The sequence below is a fragment of the Vibrio sp. 99-8-1 genome (genome assembly GCF_013114595.1).
In the GTDB taxonomy this organism is placed as follows: Bacteria; Pseudomonadota; Gammaproteobacteria; order Enterobacterales; family Vibrionaceae; genus Vibrio.
In genome coordinates, this window is the sequence record NZ_VTXE01000001.1 from 158,398 (window position 1) to 178,144 (window position 19,747).

Annotated in this window: 15 protein-coding genes; 1 reads left to right on the forward strand and 14 read right to left on the reverse strand. The window is 44.0% G+C overall.

Annotated features, from left to right (window positions below):
• Nucleotides 1-51 precede the first annotated feature (51 nt).
• The 13 genes from F0227_RS00695 to F0227_RS00755 form a co-directional block, all read right to left on the reverse strand.
• Nucleotides 52-1,209, reverse strand: coding sequence for an ABC transporter substrate binding protein (locus F0227_RS00695; protein WP_171751220.1), 1,158 nt, complete (start codon nt 1,207-1,209; stop codon nt 52-54).
• Complete coding sequence (locus F0227_RS00700; RefSeq protein ID WP_171751221.1) at nt 1,206-3,401, reverse strand: MFS transporter; 2,196 nt, start codon at nt 3,399-3,401, stop codon at nt 1,206-1,208. Before F0227_RS00700 ends, F0227_RS00695 begins: the two co-directional genes overlap by 4 nt.
• A 6-nt stretch (nt 3,402-3,407) precedes the next feature.
• Entirely contained in the window at nt 3,408-4,565 is a 1,158-nt protein-coding gene (locus F0227_RS00705) for an ATP-grasp domain-containing protein (protein ID WP_171751222.1), read from the reverse strand.
• 129 nt (nt 4,566-4,694) lie between these two features.
• Nucleotides 4,695-7,307, reverse strand: a complete 2,613-nt coding sequence (tssH, locus tag F0227_RS00710) for a type VI secretion system ATPase TssH (RefSeq protein WP_171751223.1) — start codon at nt 7,305-7,307, stop codon at nt 4,695-4,697.
• Between the two features lie 2 nt (nt 7,308-7,309).
• Entirely contained in the window at nt 7,310-8,299 is a 990-nt protein-coding gene (locus F0227_RS00715; RefSeq protein ID WP_171751225.1) for a type VI secretion system baseplate subunit TssG, read from the reverse strand.
• Nucleotides 8,281-10,080 (reverse strand): type VI secretion system baseplate subunit TssF, encoded by a 1,800-nt coding sequence (gene tssF, locus F0227_RS00720; protein ID WP_171751227.1) that lies wholly within the window; start codon nt 10,078-10,080, stop codon nt 8,281-8,283. The genes F0227_RS00715 and tssF overlap by 19 nt, the downstream gene beginning before the upstream one ends.
• Entirely contained in the window at nt 10,073-10,495 is a 423-nt protein-coding gene (gene tssE / locus F0227_RS00725) for a type VI secretion system baseplate subunit TssE (RefSeq protein ID WP_171751228.1), read from the reverse strand. The genes tssF and tssE overlap by 8 nt, the downstream gene beginning before the upstream one ends.
• Nucleotides 10,492-11,799 (reverse strand): type VI secretion system contractile sheath large subunit, encoded by a 1,308-nt coding sequence (locus F0227_RS00730; RefSeq protein WP_171751270.1) that lies wholly within the window; start codon nt 11,797-11,799, stop codon nt 10,492-10,494. The genes tssE and F0227_RS00730 overlap by 4 nt, the downstream gene beginning before the upstream one ends.
• A 108-nt stretch (nt 11,800-11,907) precedes the next feature.
• Nucleotides 11,908-13,386: a type VI secretion system contractile sheath large subunit gene (gene tssC, locus F0227_RS00735; protein ID WP_171751231.1), complete on the reverse strand. Its 1,479-nt coding sequence runs from the start codon at nt 13,384-13,386 to the stop codon at nt 11,908-11,910.
• Nucleotides 13,386-13,895, reverse strand: a complete 510-nt coding sequence (gene tssB / locus F0227_RS00740; protein ID WP_171751234.1) for a type VI secretion system contractile sheath small subunit — start codon at nt 13,893-13,895, stop codon at nt 13,386-13,388. Before tssB ends, tssC begins: the two co-directional genes overlap by 1 nt.
• A gap of 74 nt (nt 13,896-13,969) precedes the next feature.
• Entirely contained in the window at nt 13,970-14,488 is a 519-nt protein-coding gene (locus F0227_RS00745) for a type VI secretion system tube protein Hcp (RefSeq protein WP_171751235.1), read from the reverse strand.
• A 32-nt stretch (nt 14,489-14,520) separates the two neighbouring features.
• On the reverse strand, nt 14,521-15,921 hold the full coding sequence (locus F0227_RS00750) for a type VI secretion system ImpA family N-terminal domain-containing protein (protein WP_171751236.1): 1,401 nt from the start codon (nt 15,919-15,921) through the stop codon (nt 14,521-14,523).
• Nucleotides 15,922-15,943: 22 nt separating this feature from the next.
• A complete protein-coding gene (locus tag F0227_RS00755; RefSeq protein WP_253821997.1) occupies nt 15,944-17,245 on the reverse strand; it encodes a hypothetical protein in 1,302 nt (433 codons plus the stop codon).
• Nucleotides 17,246-17,842: 597 nt separating this feature from the next.
• Between F0227_RS00755 and F0227_RS00760 the strand changes: the two genes are divergently transcribed.
• Nucleotides 17,843-19,021 carry an MFS transporter gene (locus F0227_RS00760; RefSeq protein ID WP_171751237.1) on the forward strand — a complete coding sequence of 393 codons (1,179 nt, stop codon included), beginning with the start codon at nt 17,843-17,845 and terminating at the stop codon, nt 19,019-19,021.
• Here the strand turns inward: F0227_RS00760 and F0227_RS00765 are convergent.
• Nucleotides 19,018-19,683, reverse strand: a complete 666-nt coding sequence (locus F0227_RS00765) for an alpha/beta fold hydrolase (RefSeq protein ID WP_171751238.1) — start codon at nt 19,681-19,683, stop codon at nt 19,018-19,020. The two genes, F0227_RS00760 and F0227_RS00765, sit on opposite strands and share 4 nt — an antisense overlap.
• Nucleotides 19,684-19,747: the final 64 nt, after the last annotated feature.

A 19,747-nucleotide genomic window follows, 5' to 3' on the forward strand; every position in this document is an offset into this window, starting at 1 on the left:
TAACAATCCAGTCGTTCTTAAAAATCCAAGTCGCCAACACTGCTCCATTCATTACTTAACATCTTCCATACTCATACCACTACTGCGTATCGCACTGCCATCTTCGGCATATATTTCACTGGCCATCTCAACCAATATAAATGGCATGACGGCGTCGATACGTTGGGCTTGCATAAAGTTTAGTGATATATCTGGCGGATAGATAACCCCAACAGGTAAATCTTTCGCCTGTGCCTCTTTATTTAATATCTTAAGGCCATATAACGCCGCTTGATACGCGTTGTTTACAAAACTGGTCCCTACTGACATCAATGCGCTTTCGCTACTGCCATTCACCGCTTCAGGTACTGCGGTCAATAGAGGAAGTTCAGCAGAGTACTGATTTATTTCACCGATTCTGCGTAATAAACTTGAGCTACCGGTTAACCATAAAATGGAGTGAGACAAGGTTGGATCCTGTTTACGCATCTGGTTAACTTGCTGCTCCATAACCGCCTGCAACTGGCGTTTAGGATCATCTTCATCGACAGAGAGTGCGAACACTTGCATCCCTTGTTTTTCTGCTTGAGATTTTAGCGGCAAATATTGCGTCAAATACGCACTTCGGTTGCTCTCTGCGTATAGCACGCCAATTTGCGTCAGCTCTTCATCAAACTTCTTAATAAAACTGAGTGTTACCGACGCCGATAAGTTAAGAGAAGTAAAGGCAAAATTATTGCCTGAGCCCGAATAGTCTTCAATCAGTTCCAACAGTACAGGATCTTTTGCATTCACAGACACCACAGGCACTTTTCCTCCTGCGTACTGTTTATAGATGGTTGCCGTCGCTTTAGAACCAACGGTATAGAGCAAATCCGCTTGCTGCTCCATCGTGTTTAACCAACTCGGTAATTGCTCCTCTACATCACTGAGTAAAAAGAGGCGGAACTGAATGTTCTCAGCCTGCTTTTTATACACATTAAGCATGGTCTTTAATGCCGTATCATACGATTTGGCAGGTTTGGATAATATCATCCACACCTTAGTCTGCTTACTGATGCTTGACAGCTCAAGAGAGTTACCCGATGTTGAGACATTCCAACTGCTTTCTGCTTCTACCTTAACGTCATTACCCAACCAGTACGGCCACGATTCATCACTAGTGGTCTCCGCCAGCACGCTGCTAATGCCACAAAGTAACAATAAAAGGATAATCAACTGTCGGCTCATTGTGTCACCTCAACGTTGGCATCTTTTTCCCATATATACATAACCAATGTGGCGATCACAAAGAAGCCAGCCAAAGCGTAAAACGCCATTTCTGCCCCCAGCATATTAATCAGCATGGCAACAACAATTGCTCCTAAAACATGACCTAAGCGCTCAAGGAAGCGATAAGTAGAAGCAATGGTGGTGTCTGAATCGGCTTTTGCTACGCTGACCACATGGCTAATAATTGGCGCATTGATAAAACCGTGAGATATCCCCATCACCAGCATTGCCACCATGGTCATATTAACCACCACGGTACTCGACTCAAACGTGACAGCATAACCGAGTAGTCCCAAGGAGAGTACAGACACTACACTGCCTGCGGTTAGCGCCATCTTGTAGTTTTGTCGAACATCTATACGCTTTGCGGCTTTACCACTGGTCAACAGCACCGCACAAGCATAAGCCATCAATACCTGACCAATACTCTCTTTAGATACGCCCTGATTATTTAGCAATATCGGCACAGCATAGGTCACGACCCCGGTTAGCATCATCTTGGTTGGTATCCCGACAAATAAGATGGTGCGAAAAAAAGCTCGCTGTCTGAGTAACTGAGCCGAATGAACCAAGGTCAGATTTAATTGTGATAAGAAAGACTGTTTCGATGAATGCATTGACGCCATGCGAGGTAGCAAAGTAGCAAAAGCCAACACCACCACGCCTGAGCATGCTGACAACAAGAAAATACCCTGAATACCTATATAATCCACCAGCAATGCACCAATCGATGCACCAGCAATAAAGGCGGCATTAAAGCAGAACACAATAATTGCGGCGGCTTGTGTTTTGTTGTTCTTGTTACTGAATCTTAGAATATACCCTTGCACCGAGATAAAGATGATCGCTTGGCCGATACCCGCAACAAAACGAGCCGCGAACACCGCCATAACCATATCGGTATACGCTAACAGCAAACTACTTAGTACCGATAATATAACCCCAATATTGAGGACATTTCGAATCGCGTAACGCTCAATCAGCCTCGATGCTGGCAATAAGGTTAACGCAAAACCCACAAAATAGACGGTAAAAATGTAGGAAGAGAGCGCCATCTCTCCCCCACTGCTGGCGACCACACTTTCTAAGTAAGGAGGCAGCACTGGCGCCATAATGGATTCCATCAATACGGCGGCGAGAAAAAGAGGTTTTAACCGTTCTAATACGGTGTCAGATGGCGCTTGCCGCTCTGGTGTATGTAATATTCTGGCAAAGACAAAGCAGATAAGTGCACAGCCAATAAATAGAATAACGAAACTCTTCACTATCTTAGCCAGATTGGACACTAATTTTGCCGCACTAAAACTGATCTCTACCTGATTACCACCACCTACCGAGTATTGATAATCCGAGAAATCATTCATGGTGGTTAGGCCACCTTCGCTAGAGCTTGAAGCGATAATGGCGCCATTTTGTCGAACCAAAATTGATGATACTTCGTCATTAGAGACTCGGTAGGTATTTAATAGTTCGTCTAAACCACTTACCCGATGAGCACTGATATCGCTATTAAGGACAGGCGCCATTCGCTGATTAAGGATATTTGCCATGGAAGCCGCTTTACCTTCTAACCCGGTTCGGTACAAGCTTACGACCACAAAAATTACCGCCAGCGTAACCGCGGCAAAGACCAAGCTAAAGCGTTTTACGTATTGATTTGGATCGCTGTTTCTTAACAAGCTCCATAAAAACAGCAACACCAAAGCGATACAGATCGCCACCAGAGAGACAAACTCACCGCGAACCGACTGCTCTATCACACTGTCGTTAATCACAATCTCTAACCGTCCCACTTTGGTAAATTTATTGTTTAGCGGGATCTGTAAAAAAGTGCCTATACTGGCATCATTGTACTGATAAAGGGGTTTTTCGTCGGCCACAATGCGGATATTCGTCACCGCGTCATTAACCGACACAATAGGTTTAAGAACCGTCTCCAAATTGGCAATATCATAAATGGGAACCCCTGAGCCCAACACTTGTTCGATGCCAATTTTTACCGCTTCCGCTTGCGCTAAGACCACTTCACTGGTTTGCTGCTTATAACTTTTTAAGGCCTGCGCATAACCGATGACAATCACCAGCGATACCGATAGCGCAACCAGCACTATCCCAGACAGCAAAGTAAAATATGATCTCTTATCACTCATCGTGAATTAACCCGCCTTATCCAATTGTTCAAACTCACTATTGAAACAGTGCGCAACTGTGGTTGGCCGACTCTCTTTAAGGTGAATCAGTCGGTTAAAGACCATTGACTGCACCAAGTCGGTATAACTCATATTCTCATTGTGCAGATCGTGACATACCAAGCTCACCTTATTACCACACGGCATTTTGAGATCCGGTTTAGGATTGGTTTCCAGTACATACAGTGTCCCTTTATCATCCATGCGCAGATCGACCCTGACTAAGGTTTGTAGCGCCAAAAGTTGATATATTTTCTCTCCGATACTGGATAACTCAGCTCTCAATGCTTCATCACGAACCGCCAACAAACGATCTTGAGTAATGGGTTTTACATCCATTGAGGTAAATATCGCTTCATCACTGCCCAATACTCTCTCTGTGATGGAAAACGAGAATGGTTTACCTAAGCGATGCAATGCGCCTTGACGAAAAACCGTCTCTCCAGCCACTGCAACGACAAACTCTCTACCGGATAAATAAGGTTCTATCAGCACGGTATTGCCCGTTGCTTGCTGAACCTTGCTAACCACTTCATCGAGTTTTTCTCGTTCAAAAACGGGATAAACATGGATAGATGCACGCCCAGACACAGGCTTAACAATAAAGCCTTTGCTAAAGCGTTCTTCCATACTATCTAGCTCTCGTTGACAAGCGGGACTGAGTACCGATTCATCCGCTTGTAAGGTGATAAATGGCGCAGTCCTAATTCCCGCGGCACCGATTTCATGTTTAAACAGGTGCTTATTATCCAATATTCCCGCCGTCATTGGTGAGTGACCCACGTAAGGCACACCTAACATCTCAAGCAGTGAAGGCAAATGGCACATAGAGTCAAACCCTTGTAACCCTCCACTATTGGTAATAACTAAATCAATCTTCTCGTTGGCTAACTGAGTGGCAAGATGGCGATCTTCAGCCAGTACCGAAACCGACTGAAAACCAACACTCCGCAACGCGTTAGCGATGTCATGCGCCACAGGCTGATAAGTTTTGGTGGAACGAGGATTAAGGTTTTTATAAATAAAGGCCTCACTCTCCTCATTGTCTCCACCGTGGATGACCGCCAATTTAATATGGTCGCGTATCCACGCCATTTGTGATGTTGAAAAGACGTTACTGTTCATTATTACTACCTATGTTTAGTCTCGTCCTTTGAAACTGATTAACCTGTGTCATTACTGCTAACTACTTATTTTAAAACTGAGAAGCCAAATAATTTAAAACTGAAAAATTAGTTGGCTTAATACAAATAACTACTTGATATCAAACTCAAACACGCCGTTATTGAAACCAACGTGAATATGACCAATAGGCAGTGACTCACTCATTCGGGTGATACACATATTGGCCAGTTCCGGCATCAGTTTGCGGTTGATGATCTGCTCCACTGCCCGAGCGCCGGTTTCTGGTGAGTGATTTAATGCAACCAGTTGAGAGATAACGGCATCATCGTAATCAAAGCTGGCGCCATAATGCTCTAACACACGTTTCTTAATTCGATTTAATGACAGACCGGCAATCTTGGCCATTTCTTCGTCATTAAGCGGAAAATATGGAATGATGGTTGCGCGACCTAAGAAGGCCGGTTTAAAGAACTGTTGCAGTTCAGGGAAGATCGTTTCTGTTAGCTTAGCGACACTTGGTCGGTGTTCCTCACAGGCATTAACCACGGCACTATCTGCGGCATTAGAAGTCATGATAATGATGGTGTTCCTAAAGTCGATATGACGACCTTCACTGTCGGCAATGCTGCCTTTGTCAAAGATCTGATAGAACACGTCATGAACACTTGGGTGCGCTTTTTCCATCTCATCAAGCAGCAACACGCTATACGGATTCTTACGTACCGCTTCGGTTAGTATTCCCCCTTTGCCGTAGCCGACATACCCGGCTGGAGAACCTAGCAACATCGAGATTTTGTGCTGCTCTTTAAATTCTGTCATGTTGATGGTGGTAATATTGTTCTCGCCACCATAGAGCAAATCGGTCAGGGCTAATGCCGTTTCTGTCTTACCCACTCCGCTTGGACCACACATTAAAAAGACGCCAACAGGTTTACGTGGATCCGTTAATCCTGCTCTCGACATTCGTATCGACTGTGCGATTTCGTTAATTGGGGTCGTTTGGCCTATAACCCGCTGAGCAATATGTTTCTCTAGCTGCATTAGGCGTTCTACTTCTTTCTTCAGCATATTGCCTACCGGAATACCGGTCCAAAGTGAGATCACTTCCGCAATGGTTTGATGCGTAACCTGAGGTAACACTAGAGGTTGTTCTCCTTGCAAGGCTTTCAACTGCTGCATCTTCTGCTTAAGTTGCTGTTTTTCGTCCAGCTCGCTAAGGCTCTCTCCCTCTAAGAACTTATCATCCAGAGTTGTCTGTAAGGCCAGGATGTCACTTACCAGTGCTTTCTCTTGATCCCAGCGCGCCTCTAATGCTTTGTGCTCTTCCTGTAAAGAGATAAGTTTTTGCTGGTAACTGTCGAGATTGTCGCTCTCGATAGACCACAACGCATTTTCATGCTTAAGGGAGGCGATTTCATTTTCGGTATAGCTAATCTGTTCCGCGAGACCTTCTAATTGAAACGGCGTGGCACTCTGGCTTAACCCGATTCTTGAACAAGCGGTATCCAATAGACTGATGGCTTTGTCAGGTAGTTTACGCTCTGGTAAATAGCGAACAGATAATGTGACTGCTGCATCAATGGCTTCACGCAACACTTTGACATCATGATGTTTCTCTAGCGCAATTTTGACACCACGAAGCATTTGAATGGTATCTTCTTCGTTTGGCTCTCCTACAGAGACCACTTGAAAACGTCGGGTCAATGCCGCATCGCTTTCAAAGTACTGCTTGTATTCTGCCCATGTTGTTGCCGCGAGAGAGCGGAACTCTCCACGAGCTAATGCCGGCTTGAGAATATTGGCCGCGTCATTCTGTCCTGCCGCGCCACCTGCACCAATCAGAGTATGTGCTTCATCAATAAACATGATAATGGGTACTGATGACTGCTTAATCTCGTTGATAATGTCTTTTAAGCGGTTCTCAAACTCGCCTTTAATGCTCGCACCAGCTTGTAGCAGTGACAGATCTAAACTTCTCAGTTCAACGTCAGCTAACGCAGGCGGTACATTGCCATCCACTATCTGTTGAGCTAGTCCTTCTACAATGGCGGTTTTCCCCACTCCCGGGTCACCGACCAGAATAGGGCTGTTTTGTCTTCTGCGACACAGAATATCAATGGATTTTCTGATCTCGGAGCTACGGCCGACAATGGGATCTAGCTCGCCATTACGTGCTGCGTCGGTCAGGTTGCGAGAGTACTTATCTAGAGCGGTTGTCGCACCGTCACCTTGTTGCGACACTGCACCAGACATCTGCGCCGGTTGGGTCATCTGTGCGGAAGAGGATTGTGCCGACTGGGACTTTAGCCACTCTGACGAGATGGTACCGATCCAAGCGCTTAGCGCTCCATTATATGACCCCTCAGTTACTCGCTGCTTAAGCACCAACAGAAGATGATACTCATTCACCACCGCCTGCGAGTGATCTAATGAGGCCAACATCCAGCTGTCTTTGAGTAACTCCACAAGGTTTGCCGCCAAAGATGGAGCGGTATCATTCCCTTTTGAATAGCGAGATAGCTGCTGGTTAAGTTGATCGGTTAATGTCTCCTTGGCGACAGCCGTTTTGAGCATGGCTTGATGCCAGCCCATCCCACTCTCCTGAAGTAGCTGAATAAACCAGTGCTCTAACTCAATGCTGTAATGCGTACGGGCTAAGCAGTCTCCTGCCGCCGCTTCTAAGGTAGACTTCAACTCAGGTGACAGTCTTTTTACCAAACTTTGTAATTCAATGTTAACCATAATTAGCTCGCTTTTAGTGGCATTTCTACATACTGTGTGACACTATTTTTCCCTTCCATCCATGCGGATTCTCCCAGTTTCAAACCGGCTTTTGGGTTATAAGCCAATTTCAAACCCGGAAGGTACTTCCCATTTACTTTCATATGCAAACTGACATTTACGTTGACCCCTAGATAGATTTTCATCATTTGATAAATGCTTTGGGTTAACGTTGGATTCTTATTAATTTCTTGATATTGGCGATAGTTAGCCGGACAGATTTTTACCAACAGTTTTTGTCCTACCATGGCAGCATTCTGACCAATCAATGCTCCCATCCCCAACGATTGGTTTTGCCCTGTTAGGCCTATACGAGTTAACGAGCAGGCCGTTAATGGTTGATATTCAACGGGAGAGTGCTCTATCTCAAAGTCGTACTGAAAATAGTCTTGAAGTAACTCTTTTAACACCAAAGGAGAGGTGAGTTTCATTCCTATTAGGCTGGCGTACTGAATAAAATGGCTGTTAGGAATCAGCGGGCTCTTTTCCAATACACCCGTAAGATTAGCTAACAGATCCGATACCGACTTCTGGTAGTTTTGTGTATTCCATTCAAAAGTCTCTTCTTCCAATAGGTCCACCATACTGTGCTTAATTTCACTGGCACAGTAGAGACGGTAGTATCGACTATTGAATACGTTATAGAAGTCGAGAGAGGCGTAGTTACCCTCATCAAACAGAGCGTTAAGGGCCTGTTTATTGACCGAACGTTGTAGAACCCCTTGGTTGCCTGACAGGCCGGGCAAGCTGGTTTTAATCAGCCAGTAGCCACTCTTTTTCTGCGCAACAGAGGTCACTTCAGAGCGATAATAAGCGGGCAGATTTTCGCTGGCAAAACGTACTTTTGGCCGCACATTCATGCTTTGAGCATGGTGTTTCATCAACTGCCATGCGCGATGAAGCTGTTTGTCGTAGTTTGCGGATTGTAGAAGATTTATAACAGGCTCTTGCATCCTGACCTCCTAGCAAAACGCTTATAAATTCCCTCTTTGCCACGCAATTTCACATCGAGCTGGGTAAAGCTGTTGAATCCACAAAAATAGCTAAAGAAATGATCCAGTAGCGTTGAAAACAGCTCGACACCACCATTGAGCCCTTTGTCGTCTAGCGTGACTTCTATGCGTGTACCGTAGGCGAAACAGGATTTTCCAGAGACACGAATAGGCGCAACTACATGCTCTTGTTCAATGGCAGATATTGACTCTATATACGCTGTATTTTGAGGGTTCTTATTGTGATTATAAAGATGAAAAATATGCTTCAAATTAGCAACAGGGTCTTCTCCCCCCAACACCGCTTGGTAATTAAACTGTAGGTGTGATAAGAGTATCCACGCACTCATTTGTGAATCGAGATTGCTGACCGATGTTGTCGGTCGGCGATATAGACTCATGGTGCCGGGAATGGTTAGCGCATCACGGCAGCGAATATCACTATTCGCTGACAGTAACGAAGCCTTGTTGCCGTTGGTACAAGTGACATCCGCCACCCATGTCCTCGCATCATTATGAAGACAGCTATTATCAAGATCCGCAACCTGAAAACTGCTTTGCAAGCGACCACTCTCTTTCATTGATTGGGTCAGATTCCAATGCAGCCCTTTTGACAGGCTGGCAAACTTATTGCTGTATATCTGTGGGATCTCTAAAGTCTGGTTTTGGGCGATATCCAACACTCGATCAACCGAAAACAGCTCTGACGCATCTGGGTTTGAGGCGTCAATAACGATAGGGTATTGCTTACGGGTAAAGTCTATCGACAACGGCTCAGTTGTGGTTTTAAATAGATTGATGACCGGTACGCTATACAGCTCAAAATTTTCCCGACTCACCGCTCTGGCCAACTCTACAGATAGCTCGGTTAAATAGAACTGCAAGGTAAATCGGTTACCCTGAATTTTTTTGCCAGCTTCTATCTTGTTATCTTTGTCTGAGAGATTGACTTTCAAGCTGTTAAATTTATCCGGAAACATAAAAAATTCCGTCAATAATTTATAGCCATCAAAAGTCACTGATTTGTACGGTAGCATCGCTTGATCTATATCGAAGCCGACATTGGTTAGAGCATCAGCTCCGAGTGTGATTGTTTGCTCGCCGCATTGAATACAGATTTGTGAGACTGAATGATAAATTAAGTCGTACAGCCTTAGGATAAACCCTGAATCTCCACGTAAGTTGAGATCAAGATGATCAATATTCAGTTCTGAAATTTCTATCCCTTCATCTACCGCAACAATATCCAACTCAATAAGTGCCTTTGAGTTTTCTGCCCCTCTCGGTTTATCATTTTTAAAAGGAGCAAAATGGACATTCACCTCATCCAGTTGCAAAGGATAAAGGGTGATGTCTCGAGTGGTACAAAACAGGGCGCTATTGCCCTCTTTGTCTTTCACTTCAAACTCTGTGCCTTTCGCTATGGGATGCTTGGCGCTGGCATCTTTACCGATATCAATATTAAGCAGGCTATATGAGGGAATCGGGCGCAAATAGTGCGGATACAACAAGCGAATAAGGCTTTCTGTAAGCTCTGGAAATGAGTCATCCAATTTTTGTTGTAGCCTGCCATTTAGCAATGCCACGCTCTCTATCAACCTAGCAATTTGAGGATCATCCACACTCTCATTGCGAATACCAAGAGCGTCAGCCGTTCCGGGATGACGGGCAGCAAAGTCACTCGCTTCTTCGCGCAAAAAGCGCAGCTCTTGTTCAAAATAGGAGAGTAATGACTCAGACAAGATTTGATTTCCTTATATCTAATTTACTGGTGGCAAAATCAAGAAAAGAGTCCAGCACTACCGCTTCATTGCCCATCTCGGTGTTCATCACCGCAGAGATGCGAAACTGTAGTCTGTTTTGTTGAATGCTCTCTTCTGCCAGTTCAAGCTCAACCTGAGTTAAACGCGGTTCAAATTTTCTGATCACTTGGGTGATGTCTTGCAAAACCACATCGCTATTTGCTTTGCTTTGAGAGCGAGCCATATTTTGCAAACCTAATGTCGCGATGGTTCCCTGAAACTTGCTTAACTCCACCCCTTCAGGCCAGATAGGTGCGCGACTAGAAATTAGCGAGCAGATGTTCTCAATAATGGAGTCACGAACATCGTCACTGCTGTTTTTCCAGCGTCCATTTAGTTTCGCTACTAAACTCATGCGGCTTCTCCAACTTCTTTATCAGACACCGAGGTAGCCAACACAATATGCGCATCAAGAATTTCATATTGATATTGAGGTTGTAGGGTAATTTTGCACAAGTAACGGGTTTTATCTTGAGGATCCTCAACCAGATCGATATTGCACGATTTTAGAGGGTATCGCGCCATTACCGCATCCTCTCCATAATCCACTTCACTTATGTAGTTACGCAGCCATTTCTCCAAACTGCGACGGCAATCATCGGCGCTATGGTAACTACCAAGCTGATCTCGTATTTGCGCTTTAATGTAGTGACCAAAACGACAAGCCATTAAGTTGGTTTGTAGCATGCCTAACAAACGAGAAGATTCGTTCGGTGCATGCCAAACCGATTGGTTGCTAAAAAAGCCATTTTGTTCGGTAAGATACAGGCTAGATAAAGGAACAAAGCCTTGTTCAGCCCAAAATCCATCATCTTCGCTAAATATCTCTACCCGCCCAGTGATCTCTTGTCCTGCAAACTCGGGGACAATGGCTCCGTAAGATCCGAACTCATCGTAAGCACGCAGAAAACCAAACCAACTAATACGGTCAAACTCGCGCAGAACATTCCCCGCCAACAGATACACTGAGTTACCCCATAAGGTACTCTGTTCATTGTGCTTCTCATTAAACACAAATCCCGCAGCACAGTTGTTCCATGCTGTTCGCTGAAAATACTCAGGCAAGACTAAATGAAGAAAACGAGACGACTCGCTGGTTCTCAACAGCTGCCAGCTTTGAAAATCTCGGCTATCAAGAATACGTTTGATTCTCGCACTGTCATGCAGTTGACGGCTCTGATCATCACCAAAAAAGTGAGGATTAACCCCTAGCAGTACCGGACATAAAGCGCGCTCACCCAACTCAGAAATAAGCTGTAAGGTATAGAGATCATCAAAGTCTTGTTGGTCAGAGAAGTCCACCGAAACTTTATGATCCACCACCAACATACCGAAAGGATTCCCTCCAGCGGTATCCAGCTCCTGCATATAGACTTTTTTGTACAGTGTGCTGCGCTTAAGATCGAACGATAAGTTCAGGTCGGTAGATAATCTATTCCAGCTCATGTCCAGCAACTTGATTTTAATTCGTCGCTGAGAAACAGGCAGATTGCACAAGCCATATAGACCTGACCAGCTCGACTCTAACGCTTTAAACTCTTTATGCTGAATGACATTAGAAAGCTGTTCACTTAATAGCTTATCTATTTGAGCAATGGAGGAGGCAAGTATTGCTTTGAATTGAATATCATTTTGTTGCGATGCAGCATCCGCTAACATCGTTAATGCATCGTCCCCTAAAATGTTTCGCAAATCTGAACTCAATTTCGGGTTATCCATACAATATCCAATTCAAAGCAATTCGGGGACTTTCATCCCCGAACAGATTTAGCCCGGTATGTTCGCTACCATACGCAATGACGTGGTTAACTCTTCCATCTGTAACCATGGACGCAAGTAGGCGACAGCAGAATAAGCACCAGGGCGACCCGCTTGCTCTTCTACCGTTACTTTTGCTTCCACTAATGGATGTCTTGCTTTCGCTTCGTTACCGATAGCATTCGGGTTCACGTATTGATGGATCCAAGTGTTCAGATCTTTCTCTACATCACCCGGTTCAAGGTTTGAGCCTATACGGTCACGCCCCATCACTTTCAGATATTGGGCAATACGGCTACTGGCCATGGTGTACGGAAGACGCGCTGAAATAGCAGCATTCGCCGTCGCATCTGGATCAGTATACGTTTTTGGTTTATGCGCAGTTTGAGCACCCAAGAAGACAGCGTAGTTGCTGTTTTTGTAATGCACGAGAGGTAAGAAACCTAAATCACTCAACTCTTTTTCACGCTCATCCGTCAGGTTAACTTCGGTTGGGCACTGCTGTAGAAGATCTCCAGCATCAGACTGATAGGTAAAGTTAGGAAGGTTTTCTACTTTACCCCCATTCTCAGCACCACGAATAGCCGTACACCAGCCAAACTGCGTGTATGCCTGTGTCATTAGCAAGCCGTGCTCATAAGCGGCGTTGCTCCAGACAAAATCATTTTCTGAATCGACCGCTTTAACGCCGTTTTGCTTAGACGCGAGCTCTTCAAAATCAAATGATTTAACTGGCACAGTATCAGCACCATAAGGTAGGCGAGCCATTGTTTTTGGTAATGTAAGTGCAACGTAGCGCGAATCATCGCTGGCACGGAATGCATTCCAACTGGCGTAAGCAGGTGAATCAAACCCAGCCGCTACAGGTTTGCCATCGGCAAAGGTAGCAAAGGAGTTGAAATCAAACATGCTGGCGCTTGCTGCGGCAATAAATGGGGAGTGAGATGCTGATGCAACTTCGCCCATGTAACGCAGTAGTGCAACATCTTCATCACCGTAACCAAACTCATAATCGCCAATTAATGCGCCATAAGGTTGACCACCGGCGGTACCAAACTCTTCTTGATACACCATGGTGAAAAAGCGACTACGATCAATCGCAGGTGCGTCTTCGAACTGCTCTAACAGTTCATCTTTTGTGTAATCAACCAGTTTGATCTTAAGATCCGGTCCAAGCTCACTGTTTTTAACCAGCTTTTGCACCCCTAACCATGTTCCTTCTAACTTCTGGAAATCGTTATTTTTCATTACGCCAGAAAGTTGTTCAGAGATCTTACCGTCGATTGCTTGTATCGCTTTCTCGATGGTTAGTGTTAGGTTTTTATCCCAAGTAACTGTGCCGTCTAACGCTTGAGAAGTCAGAATGCTCAGCAGTTCTTTGGTGGTATCCACTGGCGTTTGAGCCGTCGCGCCAATTGCACGCTCAAGAATACTCTGCTCTACCGTTTCTTGCCCTTGTGCTGGGCTACTTTGTTGTTCAGTAGACATTATTCGTCTCCTCCTTTACCAACACCCAACTCTTCCGCTAACCCTTGAATAGCGTCGGTACTTTGCAGTACTTCTTTCAATAACTTTTCTAGGTCACGAGAACGATCAGCCTTGCTGAGTAGCACTTTGAGCTGGTTTCTTGTTTCAACAAGTTGTTTAAGCGGGTCAATTTGTTCAACCAGATTTTCTGGGTGAAAATCTTTCATCGAACGAAACGAGAGGTTCACTTCAAACTGGCTATCATCGTCTGCCAGTTTATTGTCTACTTTATAAGATAGTTGAGGGCCAATTTGTCCCATTACGGAATCAAAGTTGTCTTTATCTACTCCAGTAAACTCACGCTCATCTAAATCGGCTTTTTGGTCTTCTGGTTTGTGTCCAGAGAAATCACCGATGACACCGACAACAAACGGTAATTCTTTGGTTTCTACCGCTCCGTTTGTTTCAACATCATAAGTAATACTTACTCTGTTTTTGCTTACGCGTTTATGCTGTGAATTTAATGCCATGACAATTTCCTAATTGTAATGTGTACTACTTATTCTGAGCTTAGCTATTTATTAGCTAAGCTCAGGGATTAGAACTACTTAGCGCCTGACAGAAGCTTAGCTTGAGGTACGTTATACGTAACGATACCACCATCTTTCACTTCACCGCCTTCTAGTTCGTAGTTGTGTTTCTGAGATATTTCTACATATGATAACGCTGCACTTTCGTATGGTTGAGCACCATCAGAACCGCTAACGTTATAAGAGACTAAACGAGCGTTGCTCAGTTTAATTTGGAAATAAACAATTGCGCCTTGTCCTGTTGGTTCAGGTTTAGTAAACGCAATCTCAACGGTTTTACCTTCTTTACCTGGGTTGAATAGGAAAGACAGCAAATCTTCTGATGCACCATCAACTTGCTTGGCAATGTTCACTTCGCTCATTGCAACCATACCGGAATCGGCATTGTTGCCATTACCAATATCCATAGCAACGTTACGAACACCACCCCAACTGTATGAGCTGAGTGCAAACCAACCGGTTCCGTCCAGGCCTTCAACTGTCGCTCCGCCTTTAACATCAACACCGTCAATACGCATATAAATACTTGCCATAATGATCTTACTCTCTTTTAGTTGTTGAAAAGTTACCAGCGCAAACTCGATGATGAGCTGGACGTTTTCTTGGTTTCACTTTGTTGTGTACTATCCACATCGCTAGACGCGCTAGCAGATGCAGTGGAAGTCCCCATATCAAGGGCACTATGAGTTGCCGCAGGTGTTGCAGCAGACCCTTTTTCTTTTGTCGTGTGACGAGTAGCAATGGTCGGCAGCGTTGTCTGTTCTGTCTGATCCAGCCCCGCCATTGTAAATATCTGTTCTGAACTGCCCTGCTTCTCTGCTAATAGTTCATTAAGCAAGTCTGGCAAAGGCATGTAACCCCAACGGATGGCTTTCTCGATAAGAAACGACACAGGACTGTGCGGCTCACTTACCCGGAAAAACTCCGCTAACTCTCGCAACTGATGAAACGCTTTATCGCGATTCATACTATTGGTGCTGGCAACATCGGCTAATGAATGTCCTTGGTCCATATGCATTTCCTGCTGAGAGTAAACCGTCTGTTGAGAATAGACGTCTGTATTAGACTCTTGCTCATTATCAGTGGCTTGTTGTTGACTCTGCTGAGGCTCATTTGGCTGAGCAACATGACTGCTTTTGCTCTGTTGAGCGTTTTCCACCAATTTCAAATTGGTAAGTTGAGTAATGGCGCTTTTTACCTTTTCTAATAGCTGCAATAGGGTTCGAAAATTAGGGGCAGAAGCACCATGTTGCTGCGCCTCTCTTCGGCTGGTGTTTGCCAACTCTTGCAAAGCCGCTTCCGAGGCTGAAATATTTTTCAGTAAGGCTAATATGACTTCCCTACCATCTTGTACGGTACGCATTGCTTCAGTGCGCAGCGCAGCAAGCTCTCCTTTCCTTTCTGCACTCTGATACTGGAAGAAGGTAATTTTCCCCACAATAGGCATCATTAAAATCGGAGCGTAAAGAAGACTGCTCTCTTCACTTTCTCCAAGCAACTGATTAAAAGCATTTAGCTGTGCGGTGCAACGTTCACTTTTCTGACCTTGTTCGGTCTCAGATTTCAATTTCTTTTCAGGCAAAATTGGCTGTACGGCATCCCAATTTTGTTTTGTTAGCTGAGCAAACCAGTCCGTTGCTATTGCAAAACTGGTTAAGCTCTCATCCAGAATAATCTGTGACGCTAACATCCAACCAATCAGCTCAATATCTCGAGACTGTGACGAGAAGGCAGTGAATAAACTGTCTGAGATCACCGTCCAGTTGGCGATGTTCTCATCGTGCAGCGTATCAAGTTCACTGGCATCGGGGTTTTGCGTTAACTTTCTTAATGAAGTTAACGCAACATTGAACTCATTTCGCAGTGGACGATATAAGCTTCTATCCCCTTTAAGATAGACTCCGCACGGCTCATCATCTGAGATGGGCTCTAATAGTTGCTTGGCAGTTTCTTTAGTAAATAGCAAAGTTATTTATGGCCTTTTTTAATTACACTGTGGTTTCTCTTGGGGTAATAAATGCGGTTGCGGTTGTCGCTATTGCACCTAAACCATTTCGGGTTACCGACTCCACCACAAACTCTTCACCATGAAGAATGCCTTTGCCTGTCGTTAGCTCACTGAGCCGTGCTGCTACCAATTTATCTTCACTGGTAAACTCAACACTATAACCGTCTGTATATTCTTGAACGTACGAAGCGGATAAATCTTTCAATTTATCGATATAATTTACGCCTTTGTTATATTCGGCTTGGCTAACAATCTCTGTGCTACTCATTAAAGAGAGGAATTTCATTGGGTGTGCAACAAACCCTGAACCCATAACAAGAGCGGCAATAATGGGGGTAGTTACCACGGCACTTTGGAACCATTCTGAGAAGGTTTTATGATCATTCAGCATGCTGGTCGTTGAACCACGTTTGTCCCACTCTTTGCGCGCTTTCTTCAGTACTTTTCGTACCAAACTGCGTTGAATCATGTAATCAAAGAAGTTAACCACGCGCTCTAGCATGCCTGATAACGCGCTCACTAGTGTGCCGACACCAGCAAATGCATCACCTGCTGCCTCCAAACCAATTTTTGTCGTCGCGATGGCGGTTTTCTTAAGTCCACCAGCCACACCTACTGCAGAGTGACGTGCCAACGCATTGGCAATGATACTTGGGTGACCACCTAACAGTTCAACACCTCTTCCTGCATACATCTGAGTAATCAGGTCTTTTGATTTGAAGATCGCTTGCTTAACACCTGAGTAGATATCAACCGCATTTTGAACATAACCCCAACCTGGAATTAAGGAAGATAAATTGCCCGCAAACTCAGCGACCATCCACCCCGCGTATTCGGCAAACCAGCCTAAGTCTTCCAGCACATCACCATAAACCAGTTTGGCTTTTTCTACTAAGCCGCGAAAGAATTCTGAAATGTAGGTTTTGATTTTTTGTATAACAGCAGAAGTGGCTTCTCCAACGACAGAGACAGTCTCAATGAGTTTTTTACCCGTTTCGCTTTTTTCAATAAGTGATTTGGTTTTCGACGCTACACCGGTTTTATCGATGATAGCCATAGAGACATTTTTTAAGTCTGAAAGCGGCTCAGCGCCAACAACAAAATTATCAAACAAGTGACCGGCAGAAAACGATGGCACTTTTACATAATCCGTTTTAGCAAGCATGTACATCGCACCCATTCTTGCATCAGCCATTTCTTGAGTCTGAACACCTACTGCTGTATCTGTTGTTTTTCCGTAAAATGTGTCTTTCACGCGACGCTTATAAACTTTAAATTGCATTAGGCATTCCCCATTTTAAATTTTGCGTAGTGCAAAATATTAATTTCGTCAAACTTAGTTCTGCTTATTTTCTTATACTTTCTTATAATTGATAAATATTGTAAATGTATTTATCAATTATATAACACTGTTCAGACCACAACTTTATAATTTAGAAGTCACTAATTTAACTTACAAATGTCTTGGCTCACAAAAATTATTGAACACAATTGTAAGCCGCATTACAAAATTAACAGACCCTTTATTATCAATCACTTATATAGATACAGCTAATTTCTGCCAAGATAATTAAATAAAAAACTAAATTATAAATGGATATTCATTAGTCTTGTTTATAATTCGTATTTTTCAAATATTAATATCTCAATTCTAAACATTAGAGTTTTTACTCTCTCATTACTCATTGATGTTTAACAACTTTAACATTTATGCTAAATGTTAAAATATGCCATTTTTGTGAAGGTAACCATGCCATTCTCGATGATGTTTTTATGAGGATTTAGTGCAAAAACAGTCCTCTTCTCTGCTTCCAATTGGACTCGATGTAAACTAGAATCATTTCGTTCCCTCCCATTTGTTCCCATTCAGGTTTAGCCAATGTCAAAACAGAGTTCATGGAAAACGCCACATTATTTTCTGATCATTATTTCCATTATTGTTCCAGTGGTATTTTCTAGCTGGATGGCGCTATTAAATAATTTTGTTATTGAGAAGGCACAATTCGATGGGGCAGATATAGGATTACTACAAAGCGTACGTGAGATTCCGGGATTTTTGGCGTTTAGCGTCATTTTCGTCCTAGGCTTTATCCGGGAACAACGCTTATTAATGCTCTCGCTCGCAAGCCTAACTCTCGGTGTCGCCATCACCGGATTCTTTCCATCCCTCTCTGGGTTGCTGATGACGACGCTAATAATGTCAATGGGATTTCATTATGTTGAAACACTAAAACAGTCGCTGTCATTGCAGTGGTTGACTAAGGACGAAGCGCCGGAAGTCTTGGGTCAACTTATCTCTGTTGGTGCCATGTCATCACTTGTCACCTACGCTATATTGTGGCTTTTACTGGAACAGTTTCATCTCGACTATAAATGGATTTATCTGATTGCTGGCGGAAGCGGGTTCATGCTGTTGATTGTCACTGCTTTTGCTTTTCCTCAATTTTCATCCCATACCGAGCAGACAACTAAACTGGTGCTGAGAAAACGCTACTGGTTATATTACGCATTGACGTTTATGAGTGGTGCAAGAAGGCAGATTTTTACCGTATTTGCTGGTTTTTTATTAGTCGAAAAGTTTGGCTATTCCGTTGCCGATATCACGCTACTTTTCTTAATTAACTACCTGTTTAATTTTTTATTTGCGAAAAAGATCGGTCGTTTTATCGGCAAGGTGGGTGAAAGGAATGCGCTGATATTTGAGTACACAGGACTGTTCTTTGTTTTTCTTGGTTACGCCTTTGTCGAGTCCTCCGAATGGGCAGCCACTTTGTATGTCATTGACCATCTGTTTTTTGCCTTAGCACTGGCCATTAAAACCTACTTTCAAAAAATTGCTGATCCGGCAGACATGGCTTCTACTGCCGGAGTCAGTTTTACCATTAATCATATTGCCGCGGTAGTTATTCCCGTCATTTTTGGCGTCGTCTGGTTAACATCACCTGCACTGGTCTTTATTGCAGGAGCGGTTATGGCTATCGTGTCATTGCTGCTCTCTTTTAATGTTCCGGCCATACCTCAACCAGGGAATGAAGCAAGGTTATTTAAAGTGAGCTAAGAAAAACTACCATGTTTTAAAAAGTGCAATACGTGAGTGATAACCTGTCTATTTTGCATCATGAACGAATGAGTGACTGGCAACTGAAGATGCTGACTCATTCCCTCTAACCGAGTGCTTTCAACAGAGACTTTGCCGTCATTTGGGCGTGGTAGAAGTGTGGATAGCAGCAAATTAACTGAGCGTGTTCCTGCAATTACACCTAGCTCAAAAGTTGCTGGGCCTAGCTGTTTTACAAGGCTATGACTGTCGGTGCCAAGCTGCAAACCCGCAGGGCCATTAATAAATTTAAAACCCACAACGTTCTTCAACACGTCAACGACTTCACTACCATGATTTGGTGGCCCAAGCATCACAACCCTAGCTAACGATTCCATGGTGTGTTGCTTTAGATACTGTCTTAATAGTATTCCACCCATTGAATGCGTGACAAAGTGAATCTGTTCGGCATCCTGACAACGGGCTAGCGCCTTCGAGATTGCCTCGTCAGCTAATTGTTCTATTGGCATCTTGGTGGATGGATAGCCAACATTCACCACTTGGTAACCGTGCTCAATTAAACTATTTTCTAACCGTTTAAATGAACGTTTTGTCCTAGCGAGACCATGCAGTAACACCACATATTGGGGGCGATTGTTTTGCTCTGTTCTATCGTCAGCCATCTGCTCACCATTTCAAATTACCAAGTGCTGTATGCCTTAATACGATCACTCTGAAGCACCAAAT

Bases quoted from the DNA above. Each gene is read 5' to 3' on its own strand.
- F0227_RS00700 (WP_171751221.1), bottom strand. From the start codon at position 3,401: ATGAGTGATAAGAGATCATATTTTACTTTGCTGTCTGGGATAGTGCTG.
- F0227_RS00705 (WP_171751222.1), bottom strand. From the start codon at position 4,565: ATGAACAGTAACGTCTTTTCAACATCACAAATGGCGTGGATACGCGAC.
- F0227_RS00745 (WP_171751235.1), bottom strand. From the start codon at position 14,488: ATGGCAAGTATTTATATGCGTATTGACGGTGTTGATGTTAAAGGCGGA.
- F0227_RS00765 (WP_171751238.1), bottom strand. From the start codon at position 19,683: ATGGCTGACGATAGAACAGAGCAAAACAATCGCCCCCAATATGTGGTG.
- tssB (WP_171751234.1), bottom strand. From the start codon at position 13,895: ATGGCATTAAATTCACAGCATAAACGCGTAAGCAAAAACAGAGTAAGT.
- tssE (WP_171751228.1), bottom strand. From the start codon at position 10,495: ATGAGTTTAGTAGCGAAACTAAATGGACGCTGGAAAAACAGCAGTGAC.
- F0227_RS00760 (WP_171751237.1), top strand. From the start codon at position 17,843: ATGTCAAAACAGAGTTCATGGAAAACGCCACATTATTTTCTGATCATT.
- F0227_RS00730 (WP_171751270.1), bottom strand. From the start codon at position 11,799: ATGTTAGCGGATGCTGCATCGCAACAAAATGATATTCAATTCAAAGCA.
- tssH (WP_171751223.1), bottom strand. From the start codon at position 7,307: ATGGTTAACATTGAATTACAAAGTTTGGTAAAAAGACTGTCACCTGAG.
- F0227_RS00715 (WP_171751225.1), bottom strand. From the start codon at position 8,299: ATGCAAGAGCCTGTTATAAATCTTCTACAATCCGCAAACTACGACAAA.
- F0227_RS00755 (WP_253821997.1), bottom strand. From the start codon at position 17,245: ATGCAATTTAAAGTTTATAAGCGTCGCGTGAAAGACACATTTTACGGA.
- F0227_RS00695 (WP_171751220.1), bottom strand. From the start codon at position 1,209: ATGAGCCGACAGTTGATTATCCTTTTATTGTTACTTTGTGGCATTAGC.
- tssC (WP_171751231.1), bottom strand. From the start codon at position 13,386: ATGTCTACTGAACAACAAAGTAGCCCAGCACAAGGGCAAGAAACGGTA.